Here is a 12398-nt window from a genome sequence, read left to right on the forward strand (position 1 = left end):
GTGGTCAGTGAGGGCGTTGCCGGACGCAGCGCGAGAGTGCTGCGTGCCGAGGACGCCCTCTCGGCGCTCTCGACCGACCCGGACACCCCCGAACGCAGGCACCGGGTCCTCGAACAGGCCCTCGTCTTCGCGCGCGCGACCTTCACCGCCGTGTACACCCCCAGCGACAGCGGCGAGCTGCTGTGCCTCACCGAGTCGGCCGGGGTGCCCCAGACCCTGTACGGCCTGCGGGACGGCTACCAGCTCGCCGGCGGCTCCCCGGTGGCCGACGCCCACCGCACCGGGCGCCCCGTGTGGCTCGGCCCGGACGAACGCGCCGACCGAGGGGAGGCCCGCCGCGCCGCCTCACGGGGCTTCTCCCTGGCCGCGCTTCCCGTCCGCCGCGACGGCGACGGGGGCTGCCTGCTCGCCGTCACCGAGTACCGGGACGGCTTCGGAGCCGAGGACCGCGCGTGCCTGCAGCTGATCGCCGACGCGGTCGCCGCACCCACCCCGGTCCCGCCCGCCGAGGGCCGTGAGCTGCCGCCGGGCGCGTTCAGCCTGGCCATGGACACCGGCCGGGTGGAGGTCGGCGACGACATCCTGGAGCTGTTCGGCCTCACCCGGGACGAGTTCGACGGCAAGGTCGAGACGCTGCTCCGCTGCACCGTTCCGGAGGACCTGCCCTCGCTGATGTCGGTGGTGGAGGCCGACCACATGACGATCGGCGAGCGCGAACTGGAATTCCGGGTGGTCCAGCGGACCGGGCCACCCAAGTGGCTGCGGCTGCGCGGCCGCCTGGTGCCCGGCGGCGAGGGCGTCCCGGCCCGGCTGTCGGGCACGGTCGACGACGCCTCGACCCTGCGGTCCGACGTGACGGACGTCGCCCGTGTCCAGCGCCTGGCCGCCGCCCTGTCCACCGCCGGCACCGTCCGCGACGTCAGCCAGGCCGTCGTGGCCGCCCTGCGCGTGCCGCTGCACGCCGACCGGATCGCCCTCGCCGAACTGGAGCACGACCGGCTCGTCGTCACCGTCCTCGACCCGCCCGAACCGGAGGCCTGGCCCGAGCTGTGGCGCCTGGAGTGGCGCACGGAATGGCCCGACGCGCCCGTGCGCGCCATGCCCACCCTTGCCGCCGCCCTGCGCGAGGGCCGCGCCCAGATCTGGCCCGCGGGCACCGCCCTGGAACCGGCGCTCGCCGAGGTCGGCCCCGGCGGCCTCGCCGTCCTGCCGCTGCCCGCCGCGGGCCGGATGGCCGGTGCCTGCCTGATCGGCTGGGACCGCCCGCACCACTTCGGCCCCGACGAACGCGCCCTGCTCACCGCCTCCGCCGGCCTCGCCGGGCAGGCCCTGATGCGCGCCCACGCCTTCGACGCCGAGCACGAACTCGTCGCCATGCTCCAGCGCCAGCTCCTGCCGCGCCGCCTGCCGCAACTGCCCGGCGCCGTAGCCGTCGCCCGCTATCTGCCCGCCACGGCAGGGCTGGAGGTCGGCGGCGACTGGTACGACGTGATCCCGCTGCCCGACAACCACGTCGCCCTCGTCATCGGGGACGTCCAGGGCCACAGCGCCGGCGCCGCCACCCTGATGGGCCAGATGCGCACCGCCCTGCGCGCCTACGCCGTCGAGGGCCATCCGCCGGACGTGGTCGTCTCGCACGCCAACCGGCTGCTCGTCGACATGGAGACCGACCTCTTCGCCACCTGCGCCTATGTCGACGTCGACATGGAGGAGGGCTCCGCCTGGTGCGTCCGCGCCGGGCACCTGCCGCCGGTGCTGCGCCACCCCGACGGCAGCACCCACGTCGCCGAGGCCGAGGGCGGCCCGCCGCTCGGCGTCATGACGCAGGCCGACTTCCCGATGAGCCCGCTGCGGCTCCAGCCCGGCACCCTGCTCGCGCTGACCACCGACGGCCTGGTCGAGAGCGCCGAGACGGACATCGACGAGGGCATCGCGGGCTTCGCCGCCCGGCTCGCCACCTCCGACCCCGCGCACCTCGGCCAGGTCGCCGACGGCCTGCTGGGCGACGCGCAGCGCGGCGACGACGTGGCCCTGCTCCTGATGCGTTACGACGGCATGGACGTCCTGCCCCGCCGTGAGACCTGGACCGTCTGGCGGGTTCCGGAGGCCGTCCGGCACGCCCGCCGCTTCACCCGCCGCACCCTGCGCGCCTGGGGCGTGACCGCGCCCTTCGACGCCGTCCTGCTGGTCGTCTCCGAACTCGTCACCAACGCCCTCGTGCACACCGACGGCCCGGTCCGTCTCGATTTCACCCTCGTCGACAGCCGCCTGCGCGTCGCCGTCGCCGACACCTCGCCGCGCACGCCCATCAAGCCCACCAGCATCGGCTGGGAGGCCACCGGCGGCCGCGGTCTCCTGCTCGTCGAGGCCATGTCCGTGGCCTGGGGGGCGGTGCCGGTCAGCGGCGGCAAGCAGGTGTGGTGCGAACTGTGCCTGAATGACTGACCTCGACGTGCCGCCGCGGCCCGGGCGGGTACTCGGGGCCGAGGAACAGCAGTTGAGGAGGTGGGTCATGGCCCAGTACGTCCGCGACATCATGACCGGCGACCCGGTGACCGTCGAACCGCAGACCTCCGTCACGGCGGTGGCCCGGATCATGCGTGACCAGGACCTCGGAGCCGTCCTGGTCACGGACGGCGACCACCTGCGCGGGCTGGTCACCGACCGCGACCTGGTGGTCAGGTCGATCGCCGACGGCGGCGACCCCGACGAGATCACCGTGGCCGCCGCGTGCAGCGACGACCTGGTGACCGTGGGGCCCGACGAGGAACTCACCCACGCGGTGGAACTCATGCGCGAGCACGCCGTGCGCCGCGTCCCGGTCGTCCAGGACGACCACCCGGTCGGCATCGTGTCGCTGGGCGACCTGGCGATCGAGCGCGAACCGGAGTCGGCGCTGGGTGACATCAGCGCGGCCAAGCCCAACATCTGAGCGCCCGGCTGGACGCGTGCGCCCGGGGTGACGTGAGGTGACGCCCCTGCACGCGTCCCACGGCCGGCCGTCGGGAAACCGACCGGAGTCATCCACGGGCCGTGACCGGGTACTCGGAGCCCATGAACCTCACCGCATACGAAGCAGCCGCCGCCGGTTCCGTCGCCGGGTTCGTCGCGGTCCTCGTCGGTGGCCTCGTCGTCACCGCAACGCTGATCTGGGCCGTCCTGCTCGGCATCAAGGTGCGCAAGCGCGAGCCGCGCCGGCCCAGGCCCGACGAACAGCCCAGGCTGCCGGCCTCCGGCGCGGTCCGGGAGACCCGGGAACAGCGCGAACCCAACGCGATCACCGGGGACGACCGGCTCACCCCCCACGACCTCAGGCCCTCCGGCGGCGCCCGCAGCGGCGATCAGCGCCGGCCGCGCTGGAACCGTGGCTCCAGCGGTTCGTTCGGCAGCGGCGGCCCCGGCGGTGCCTGACCGGTGAGGCAGGGCGTTTACCAGCGGCGACGACGGGGACCCGGTCACCAGTTCCGTACATCCGTACGAGGGGACGCAGAAGGAAGAGGTTGCGTCGTGACCACGTCCACCAGTGACAAACCCGTCGTCCGCCGCCTGGAGACCGGCTGGTCGAAGGCCCGCCGCCTGCGCGCGAAGAGCGAACTGCGCACCTGGCTCCCGGCCGTGGAGAGCCCGGACGGACCGCGGACCTCGCAGACGGCTCCTGAGGGCAACATCGTGCGGGGTGAGGACTGAGGCACCGCGCCGTTCCCCGCGCGGCGGCGTCAGGCGGCCGCCCCGGCGGACAGGAGCCGGGCGAGCCAGTCGGCGCGCGTCCGGCGGGCCGTGAGCGCGCCACCGCCCTCCCCTTCCACGAGCAGGGATGGAACGTCGTCGCCACGATGCGTACACCGTGCCCGGGCGTCCTGCCCGAGTCGCACCGGCTCCGCGTCCTCGAACTCGACGTCACCCGGCCCGATTCCCTCACCGCCGCGTTCGCGGCGGCGGGCCCGGTCGACGCCCTGGTCAACAACGCGGGCGTCCCCTCGATCAGCGTGTGTGAGGGCACCCCCATGGCCCGGGTCAGGGAGGTCTTCGAGACCAACACCTTCGGCGCGATGGCGACGACGCAGGCGGTGCTGCCCCAGTTCCGCGAGCGCGGCTCCGGCGTGGTGGTCGACGTGACCTCCAGCGTGGTGCTGGGACACATGCCGCTCTCGGCCGTCTACAAGGCGAGCAAGATGGCCGTCGAGGGGTTCACCGCGTCCCTCGCGCTCGAACTCGCGCCGTTCGGCGTGCGGGCGAAGACGGTCCAGCCGGGCGCCTGCCTGACGACCGGCTTCGCGGCCAAGGCGACGCAGGGCGCCGCGCCGGACGAACTGGTCCCGGCGCCGTACGCGGCGTTCGCGAAGGCGACCGTGGACGACTTCATGGGTCAGGACGTCTTCACCGAGGAGAGCGACGTCGCCGAGACGGTGTGGCGAGCCGTGCACGACACGACCGGCCGGCTGCGGTTCCCGGGAGCGGCAGCACCGGTCCCGACGCGATCCGGCTCGCCGAGGCGAAGTAAACGGCCGGCGGTTCGACGACCTCGTGCCCGGCACCTTCGACGACCTCGTGCCCCCGCACCCATGACCCGCACTCACGCCACGAGCCGGCCCCGCGCACCCGTGCGGGGCCGGCTCGCCGTCCGGCGTGACGGGGAGGGCCGGAGACCCCGTGTTCCCGGAGAGCCGGCCGTCGCCGCGCCCCGCGGGCGGCGGCCGTCCTACGCTGAGGCCGTGCGCCTGCTCCTGATGTCCGACACCCATCTGCCGAAGCGTGCCAAGGCGCTGCCGGACGCGCTGCTCGCCGAACTGGCCGAGGCCGACGTCGTGTTCCACGCCGGCGACTGGGTCGACACGGCCACGCTGGATCTGCTGGAGAGCCGCTGCCGCCGGCTGATCGGGGTGTACGGCAACAACGACGGCCCCGACCTGCGCGCGCGGCTCCCCGAGGTGGCGCACGCCGAACTCGGCGGCCTGCGTTTCGGCGCCGTCCACGAGACGGGCCCCGCCCAGGGGCGCGAGGCCCGTTGCGCCGCCCGCTTTCCCGACCTGGACGTTCTGGTCTTCGGCCACAGCCACATCCCGTGGGACACCACCGCCCCCGGCGGTCTGCGTCTGCTCAACCCGGGGTCCCCGACCGACCGCCGCCGCCAGCCGCACTGCACGTACATGACCGCCACCGTCACCGACGGCCGCCTCACGGACGTGACGCTGCACCGGCTGCCGCCGCGTTGACCCGGCGGACGTACCGGCGGACGTCCTGGCGCACGTATTGGTGCGCGGTCGGCGGCTGACGAGCGCGGTGTCGGCCGGCATCCGACGCCCGCGTGACCGCGCGGGTCCGGGGCCCACGGCGTGACCTGTCACGTGACCGACGACGTGCCCTACGCCGTGGCCTCCACGTGACCGACGTCGTGACCTACGCCGTGGCCCATGACAGGGCCTACGGCGCCGGATGGATCGCGCCCCCCGTCACCGTCAGCGGCGCCCCGCTGCCGTTCCAGCGCAGGGCGACGATCTCCGCGGCGACCGACACGGCCACCTCCTCCGGCGTACGGGCCCCCAGGTCGAGTCCGATCGGGGAGCGCAGCCGGGACAGTTCACGGGCGGTGAGCCCGGCCTCGGTGAGCCGTTCGGCGCGTTCGTCGTGGGTGCGGCGGCTGCCCATCGCCCCGATGTACGCGGCGGGCCGGCGCAGGGCCTCCTCCAGCAGCGGGACGTCGAACTTCGGGTCGTGCGTCAGCACGCAGACCACCGTGCGCTCGTCGGTGTCGGTGCCGCGCAGATAGCGGTGCGGCCAGTCGACGACCACCTCCACGCCGGGCGGGAACCGCTTCGGCGTGGCGAAGACGGGGCGGGCGTCGCAGACGGTGACCCGGTAGCCGAGGAAGTCGCCGACGCGGGCCACCGCCGCCGCGTAGTCGATGGCGCCGAACACCAGCATCCGCGGCGGCGGAGCGAAGGAGTGCAGGAACACCGACACGTCGTCCTCGCGCCGCTCCCCGTGCGGACCGTAGTGCCGTACGCCGGTGGCACCGAGAGCGAGTTCGCCGCGCGCGTCGGCGGTGACCGCCACGTCCAGGCCGCTCGTGCCGAGCGTGCCGGTCACCTGGTCGGGCCACACGGCGAGCGTGGCCCCGCGGGGCGCCGGCCCGTCGGTGACCGTCGCCAGGGTCACGGGGGTGCCGTCCGCCACGGACCGGGCGACCTCCCCGAACGCGGGGTCCCGCTCGGGCGTGACCGGCCGGACCAGCACGGTGATCTCACCCCCGCAGGTCAGCCCCACCGCGAAGGCGTCCTCGTCGCTGTACCCGAACGTCTCCAGCCGGGCCTCGCCGTCGGCCACGACCTCCTGCGCCAGCTCGAACACCGCCCCCTCGACGCAGCCCCCCGACACACTGCCGACCACCTCGTCGCCCGGCCCCACGGCCATCGCCGCCCCGGGGTCACGCGGCGCGCTGCGGCTCACCCCCACGACCGTGGCCAGCCCGAACGGGGCCGAGTCCGCGTACCAGCTGCTCAGTGCCGGGAGAATTTCTCGCATGCCTGGACCCTCGCATCGTTGAGCGTTAATCCATTGTCGCGCCGCCCCGGTTGTGCTGCACTGCACCCGACCAGGCGTCACCGAGCGAGGAGTCACCGATGCGAGCAGCGTTCATGTCCCCCACCGTCGCCCCGACCCTCACCACAAAGGACATGACGCTTCGTGCACTTGCTCAACCTGGGGATTCTCGCGCACATCGACGCGGGTAAGACCAGCCTGACCGAACGCTTGCTGCACACCGCCGGGGTGATCGACGAGATCGGCAGCGTCGACACCGGCAGCACCCGCACCGACACCCTCGCGCTGGAGCGGCAGCGCGGCATCACCATCAAGTCGGCCGTCGTCTCGTTCCCCGTCGACGGCGTGACCGTCAACCTCATCGACACACCTGGTCACCCGGACTTCATCGCCGAGGTCGAGCGGGTGCTCGGCGTCCTGGACGGCGCCGTGCTGGTCGTATCGGCCGTCGAGGGCGTCCAGGCCCAGACCCGCGTCCTGATGCGGACGCTGCGGCGGCTGCGCATCCCCACGCTGCTCTTCGTCAACAAGATCGACCGCCGTGGGGCCCGCTACGAGAACGTGCTGCGCTCGGTCTCCGAGCGGCTGGGCGCGCCCGTCGTCCCCATGGGCACGGCCACCGGCCTCGGCACCCGCGCCGCCGGCTTCACCCCCGGCCCCGTCCCGGCCGCGCTCGACGTCCTCGCCGACCACGACGACGACCTGCTCGCCGCCTACGTCGAGGGCTCCGTCCCGGACGACCTGCTGCGTACGGCCCTCGCCGACCGGACGCGGCAGGCACTGGTCCACCCCGCCTACGCGGGCTCGGCCATCACGGGCGCCGGCGTGGACGCCCTGATCGGCGGCATCCGGGACCTCCTGCCCACCGCCGACGGCGACCCCGAGGGCCCCGTCTCCGGGACGGTCTTCAAGGTGGAGCGGGGCCCGGCGGGGGAGAAGGTGGCCTACGCCCGCGTGTTCTCGGGCACGCTGCGCGTCCGTGACCGGGTCCCCTGCGGCGACGCGGGCCTGGAGAGCCGGATCACCGCGATCAGCGTCTTCGACCACGGCACCGACGCCCGGCAGGACGCGGTCCCGGCGGGCCGCATCGCCCGGGTGTGGGGCCTGGCCGACATCAGGATCGGCGACTGCCTCGGCGTACCCCGCACGCCGTACGGGCACTTCTTCGCCCCGCCGAGCCTGGAGACGGTCGTCGTACCGGGTCCCGGGACGGACCGGCGGGCCCTGCATCTGGCGCTCACCCAGCTGGCCGAGCAGGACCCGCTGATCGCCCTGCGGCACGACGAGGTGCGCCAGGAGACCTCCGTGTCCCTGTACGGCGAGGTGCAGAAGGAGGTCGTCCAGGCGACGCTCGCCGCCGACTACGGACTGGACGTCACCTTCCGGGAGACCACCCCGCTGTGCGTCGAGCGGCTGACCGGAACCGGGGCGGCGGTCGAGTTCAACAAGAAGGACGCCAACCCGTTTCTCGCCACGGTGGGGCTCCGGGTCGACCCGGCGCCGCCCGGCGCGGGCGTCGGCTTCCGGCTGGAGGTGGAGCTGGGCTCCATGCCGTACGCCTTCTTCAAGGCCGTCGAGGACACCGTCCGGGAGACCCTCGGACAGGGCCTGCACGGCTGGCGGATCCCCGACTGCACGGTCACCATGACCCACAGCGGCTACTCGCCGCGCCAGAGCCACGCGCACCAGGGCTTCGACAAGAGCATGTCCAGCACCGGCCAGGACTTCCGCGGCCTGACCCCGCTGGTGCTGGTCGAGGCCCTGCGACGGGCGGGCACCCGGGTGCACGAACCGATGCACCGCTTCCGGGTCGAGGCCCCGGCCGACACGCTCGGCGCCCTGCTGCCGGTGCTGGCCGCGCTGCGGGCCGTACCGCGGACGACCGTGATCCGCGGCGCCGCCTGCGTCCTGGAGGGTTCGGTGCCCGCGGCCCGGGTGCACGCCCTGGAGCAGCAGGTGCCGGGGCTCACCCGGGGCGAGGGCGAACTGGACAGCGCCTTCGATCACTACGCGCCCGTCGCGCCCGGCGTGGCGGTGCCCGAACGGCCGCGCACCGACCACAACCCGCTGAACCGGAAGGAGTACCTGCTCAACGTGACGCGCCGGGTCGGCGCGTGACCACCGGGACGACGGCCCCCTCCGCACACCGCCGAGCGCGGCCGCGCCGAGCCCACCGCGCGGGCCGCGCGGAGCGTCAACCGGCCGACGGGCCGCTCCAGTCGGCGGGCACCCGGGCCGCCCGCACGCGCTGCGGGTGGTCGCCGACCGGGACCGACACGAGCTTCCTGCCGGTGGCGAAGTCGATCACGGTGACCTGGTCGGCGCCGCTCTCGGAGACCACGCAGGCCGTGCCGTCCCCGCTGACGGTCGACCAGTAGGGCTTGGACGCCGGGACGAGCGGACCCTCCCGGAGGGTGGCGCGGTCGACGACCACCGCGTAGTCGTCCATGGTGCCCGCGACGCACAGCTTGGTGCCGTCGGGCTTCATGGTGATGCCGTGGTGGCGGGAGTCGTTGACCCAGGTGGTGCGGTCCTCACTCGTGTCCGGATTCGCCGGCAGGGTCTTGGCGCGGGTGATCCTGTCGGTGGCGACGTCGTACTCGAAGAAGCCGTTGAAGAATGACACCTGGAAGTACAGCTTGGTCTCGTCGGGGCTGAACGCGGCGGGGCGGACGGCGTCGGAGTGGTCGTCGAGCCCGATCGCGTCCAGCCGCTCGCGCATGTCGATCACCTTGACCTGCCGGAACGTCGTCGCGTCGACGACGGTGATCCGGCGGTCGCCCTTCGTCCAGTCCAGCCAGGGCGCGTCGAGGGCGGTGTTGACGTCGCCGATGGCCATGTTCCAGATGTACTTGCCGTCCTTGCTGAAGACGTTCTCGTGCGGCTTGTCGCCGGTGGCGAAGGAGCCGATCTGCCGGCCCGTGCCGATGTCCAGCACGTGCACGGTGTTGGAGGTCGAGGCGGAGACGGCGACCCGGGTGCCGTCGGGGGAGACCGCCATGTGGTCGGCGCGGTACCCCGACACCGGGAAGCGCCAGTTGATGTCCCCGTCGGCGAGGTCGATCGAGACGACGTCGGCGAAGCTCGGGCGGGAGACCACCACGGCCGTGCCGTCCGGGGTGGCGTACATGTCGTCGACGAACTGGTCGTGGCCTTCGCCGACGCTGTTGCGGATCGCCATGAAGTAGATCCACTTGATGGGGTCGGCGTTGATCTCGGCCATCCGCCGCTCCTTGTCGGGGATGACGTCGATCCGGCCGATCCTCGAGAAGTCGCCGGTGGACTCGATGACGTCGGCGGTGCCGTCCCAGTTGTTGCCGACGAACAGGACGTCGCGCAGGGCGGAGTTCGCGTCGTCGGCGACGGCGGTGCCGGCGGGGGCGGTGAGAGTCAGCGTGAGGGCGGCGGCGATGGCGCAGAGGTGCCTGGGGCTGGGGGCAGGCATGACGGCTCTCCCTGTCGCATCTGAATACGGGGCCGTTCAGAGTTGGACTTACTGGAAAGTAGGGAGGGGGCGGCCTTCTCCACAAGACCGCGCGCACGACAAAATTGGCCAACAGTGCTCAGCGGGAGGGATGTTGGCGGGCAGGCTCAGGGCGCCGACGGGCCGTTACGGCGGCAAGTCGGCCGAGGAACGGCAGGCCGAGCGGCACCGGCGGTTCCTGGACGCGGCGCTCCAGTTGTTCGGCGACAGCCCCGGCTACCGGGCCACCACCGTCGCCGCGCTCAGCGAGGCGGCGGGGCTGTCCACCCGGCAGTTCTACGAGGAGTTCAGCACCCTGGAGGACGTCCTCGCCGCCCTCCACCTCCAGGTCAACGCCTGGGCCGAGGAAGCCGTGCTCACGGCGGCGGCCGTCACCCAGGGCGCGCCGATCGCCGACCGGGCCGACGCGATCTTCCGCGCGTACGCCGGCAACGTCACCGCCGACCCCCGCCGTATCCGCGTCACCTTCGTCGAGATCGTCGGTGTCAGCCCGCGCATGGAGGAGCAGCGGCTCGCCCGCCGCGCCCGCTGGGTCGACCTGATCTGCGCCGAGGCGCAGGCGGCCGCCGAGCGGGGAGAGGCGGTCCGCCGCGACTACCGCATCGCTGCGACGGCCTTCATCGGCAGCGTCAACGGGCTGATCCACGACTGGAGCGCGGGGCGGGTACCGGCGACCCTGGACGAGGTGGTGGACGAACTGGTCCGGCAACTGCTGGGCATCCTGCGGCCCGCGGGGTGGCGGCCGGCGGTGGGGTGACGGGGGTGGCCCGCCTGGACGAGGACCGCAGACAGGAGCCTGGGACGCGGTCGCCGCCTGTCGCCGTCGCCTCTCCTGCTCGGGTCACCGACGCGGCTCGGCCGGCTGGGGCGAGGCCGCGCGGAGGCGCTGACCGGCCATGTCGGCGGCTGTCTGCGCCGGGGTCCGACCCTGGCGTCGCGCGGTGTCGAGCAGTTCGCCGACGGTGTCCTGGACGGCGAGAACCCGGGCACGGGCTTCGGCGGCGCCGAGACGGTGGAGTTCGGTGCTGATCGCGTTGATGACTCCGCCCGCACTCCCGTGCGGCCGTGACGAGGCCGTCGGTCATCCGGCCGGCCGGCGCCCGGGCCATCGACAGCACCCGCAGCAACTTCCCGACGCCTGTCGTACTGCGGTGCAGGGCCCGCCCGCGTGCGGATGGAAGCTCTGCGCGCGGATCCACCGGCAGCGGACGGAAGCCCGGCCCCGAGTCCGCCACCAGCGGCGCGAAGCAGCCGTGCGTGACCAGCGTGACCTCGTGTCCCGCCCGCAGCAGACCGAGCCCCAGCCCGGTGTAAGGGGCCTCGTCGCCCCGGGAACCCGCCGTCATGAGCGTCACTCGCACGCCGGAAAGCATGGCGTCATTCCGGGCGAACGCCCCTTGCGGCGGCTTGAGTTCAGGCCACCCGCAGCTGTCGCTCGGCCGCGTCGACCGTCTGTTCCAGCAGCGTGGCGATGGTCATCGGACCGACCCCGCCCGGCACCGGCGTGATCAGCGAGGCCCGCTCCACGGCCGAGTCGAAGTCGACGTCACCGACGTTCCCCGCGTTGTACCCGGCGTCGATCACGACGGCGCCGGGCTTGATGTCCTGGCCCCGGACGAGGCGCGGGCGCCCGACGGCGGCGACCACGATGTCCGCCTCCCGGACGACCGACGACAGGTCCCGGGTGCGGGAATGGCAGTACGTCACCGTGGCGTCCCGCGCGAGCAGCAGCATGCCGGCCGGCTTGCCGAGGATCGCGCTGCGGCCGACCACCACGGCCCGCTTCCCGGCCGGGTCGACGTCGTACTCGTCGAGCAGCCGCATGATCCCGCCGGGCGTGCAGGACACGAACCCCGGCAGCCCGAAGCTCATCGTCGCGAACGACGCGAACGTGACGCCGTCGACGTCCTTCTCCGGCGCGATCGCCTCGAAGGCGGCACGCTCGTCGATGTGCTCGCCGACCGGGTGCTGGAGCAGGATGCCGTGCACCCCGGGGTCCGCGGAGAGGGCCTCGAGGGTGCCGACGAGTTCCTCGGTGGTCGTGGCGGCGGGCAGCGCCACGTGGCGGGAGGTGATCCCGGCCCTGCGGCAACGGTTCTGCTTCATCCGGACGTAGGTCACGGACGCGGGGTCCTCGCCCACCAGCACCGTCGCCAGACACGGGGCGGCGCCCGAGCGGTCGGTGAGAGCGGCGGCGCGCTTCGCGGCGTCCTCGACGATGCGCCGGGCGAGCGCGGTGCCGTCCATGAGCCGGGCCTGAGACATGATCCACTCCTGGGTCGATCGACCGGATCGCCCAGGCGCGCGGCATCTACTCGATGTGGACCGCTCCCCGGTGGTACTCCACCTCAGCGCCAGTCACGGCCCCGGAACA

Annotated in this window: 10 protein-coding genes, 2 pseudogenes and 1 riboswitch; of the genes and pseudogenes, 8 read left to right on the plus strand and 4 right to left on the minus strand. The window is 73.5% G+C overall.

Going from position 1 to position 12398, the window contains the following annotated elements; genetic code table 11:
* The 6 genes and pseudogenes from IPT68_RS33245 to IPT68_RS33270 all read left to right on the plus strand — a co-directional run bounded on the left by IPT68_RS33245 (position 1) and on the right by IPT68_RS33270 (position 5213).
* On the plus strand, positions 1-2445 hold the full coding sequence (locus tag IPT68_RS33245; RefSeq protein WP_189700017.1) for a SpoIIE family protein phosphatase: 2445 nt from the start codon (positions 1-3) through the stop codon (positions 2443-2445).
* Between the two features lie 67 nt (positions 2446-2512).
* Positions 2513-2932, plus strand: a complete 420-nt coding sequence (locus IPT68_RS33250) for a CBS domain-containing protein (RefSeq protein ID WP_189700172.1) — start codon at positions 2513-2515, stop codon at positions 2930-2932.
* A 122-nt stretch (positions 2933-3054) separates the two neighbouring features.
* Positions 3055-3411 carry a DUF6479 family protein gene (locus tag IPT68_RS33255; RefSeq protein WP_189700016.1) on the plus strand — a complete coding sequence of 119 codons (357 nt, stop codon included), beginning with the start codon at positions 3055-3057 and terminating at the stop codon, positions 3409-3411.
* 96 nt (positions 3412-3507) lie between these two features.
* Positions 3508-3687 carry a hypothetical protein gene (locus tag IPT68_RS33260; RefSeq protein WP_189700015.1) on the plus strand — a complete coding sequence of 60 codons (180 nt, stop codon included), beginning with the start codon at positions 3508-3510 and terminating at the stop codon, positions 3685-3687.
* 146 nt (positions 3688-3833) lie between these two features.
* Positions 3834-4217, plus strand: a pseudogene (locus tag IPT68_RS35150) (SDR family NAD(P)-dependent oxidoreductase); the annotation flags it as partial.
* 495 nt (positions 4218-4712) lie between these two features.
* The gene (locus IPT68_RS33270) at positions 4713-5213 is read left to right on the plus strand and encodes a metallophosphoesterase family protein (RefSeq protein WP_189700014.1); all 501 of its coding nucleotides are present in this window, start codon (positions 4713-4715) and stop codon (positions 5211-5213) included.
* A 208-nt stretch (positions 5214-5421) separates the two neighbouring features.
* Here the strand turns inward: IPT68_RS33270 and IPT68_RS33275 are convergent, their stop codons facing one another.
* Positions 5422-6522: an XdhC family protein gene (locus tag IPT68_RS33275; protein WP_189700013.1), complete on the minus strand. Its 1101-nt coding sequence runs from the start codon at positions 6520-6522 to the stop codon at positions 5422-5424.
* 162 nt (positions 6523-6684) lie between these two features.
* On the opposite strand from IPT68_RS33275, the gene IPT68_RS33280 reads away from it, so the two are divergent.
* Positions 6685-8658 (plus strand): elongation factor G, encoded by a 1974-nt coding sequence (locus tag IPT68_RS33280; protein ID WP_189700012.1) that lies wholly within the window; start codon positions 6685-6687, stop codon positions 8656-8658.
* A 76-nt stretch (positions 8659-8734) separates the two neighbouring features.
* On the opposite strand, the gene IPT68_RS33285 is transcribed toward IPT68_RS33280, so the two are convergent.
* Positions 8735-9985, minus strand: a complete 1251-nt coding sequence (locus IPT68_RS33285) for a YncE family protein (RefSeq protein ID WP_189700011.1) — start codon at positions 9983-9985, stop codon at positions 8735-8737.
* A gap of 133 nt (positions 9986-10118) precedes the next feature.
* Between IPT68_RS33285 and IPT68_RS34500 the strand changes: the two genes are divergently transcribed.
* Positions 10119-10781: a TetR/AcrR family transcriptional regulator gene (locus IPT68_RS34500; RefSeq protein WP_228040672.1), complete on the plus strand. Its 663-nt coding sequence runs from the start codon at positions 10119-10121 to the stop codon at positions 10779-10781.
* 298 nt (positions 10782-11079) lie between these two features.
* On the opposite strand, the pseudogene IPT68_RS34505 reads toward IPT68_RS34500, so the two are convergent.
* Both IPT68_RS34505 and IPT68_RS33295 read right to left on the minus strand, forming a co-directional pair.
* Positions 11080-11370: pseudogene (locus tag IPT68_RS34505) on the minus strand (glycosyltransferase); the annotation flags it as partial.
* 67 nt (positions 11371-11437) lie between these two features.
* Positions 11438-12289, minus strand: coding sequence for a bifunctional 5,10-methylenetetrahydrofolate dehydrogenase/5,10-methenyltetrahydrofolate cyclohydrolase (locus IPT68_RS33295; protein WP_189700010.1), 852 nt, complete (start codon positions 12287-12289; stop codon positions 11438-11440).
* A gap of 22 nt (positions 12290-12311) precedes the next feature.
* Positions 12312-12396, minus strand: a riboswitch (ZMP/ZTP riboswitch).
* Between the last annotated feature and the right edge of the window lie 2 nt (positions 12397-12398).

The organism is Streptomyces chromofuscus (genome assembly GCF_015160875.1).
GTDB lineage: Bacteria > Actinomycetota > Actinomycetes > Streptomycetales > Streptomycetaceae > Streptomyces > Streptomyces chromofuscus.

Coding starts and splice junctions, on each gene's coding strand:
- IPT68_RS33285 (WP_189700011.1), bottom strand. CDS start 9,985: ATGCCTGCCCCCAGCCCCAGGCACCTCTGCGCCATCGCCGCCGCCCTC.
- IPT68_RS33275 (WP_189700013.1), bottom strand. CDS start 6,522: ATGCGAGAAATTCTCCCGGCACTGAGCAGCTGGTACGCGGACTCGGCC.
- IPT68_RS33250 (WP_189700172.1), top strand. CDS start 2,513: ATGGCCCAGTACGTCCGCGACATCATGACCGGCGACCCGGTGACCGTC.
- IPT68_RS33255 (WP_189700016.1), top strand. CDS start 3,055: ATGAACCTCACCGCATACGAAGCAGCCGCCGCCGGTTCCGTCGCCGGG.
- IPT68_RS33295 (WP_189700010.1), bottom strand. CDS start 12,289: ATGTCTCAGGCCCGGCTCATGGACGGCACCGCGCTCGCCCGGCGCATC.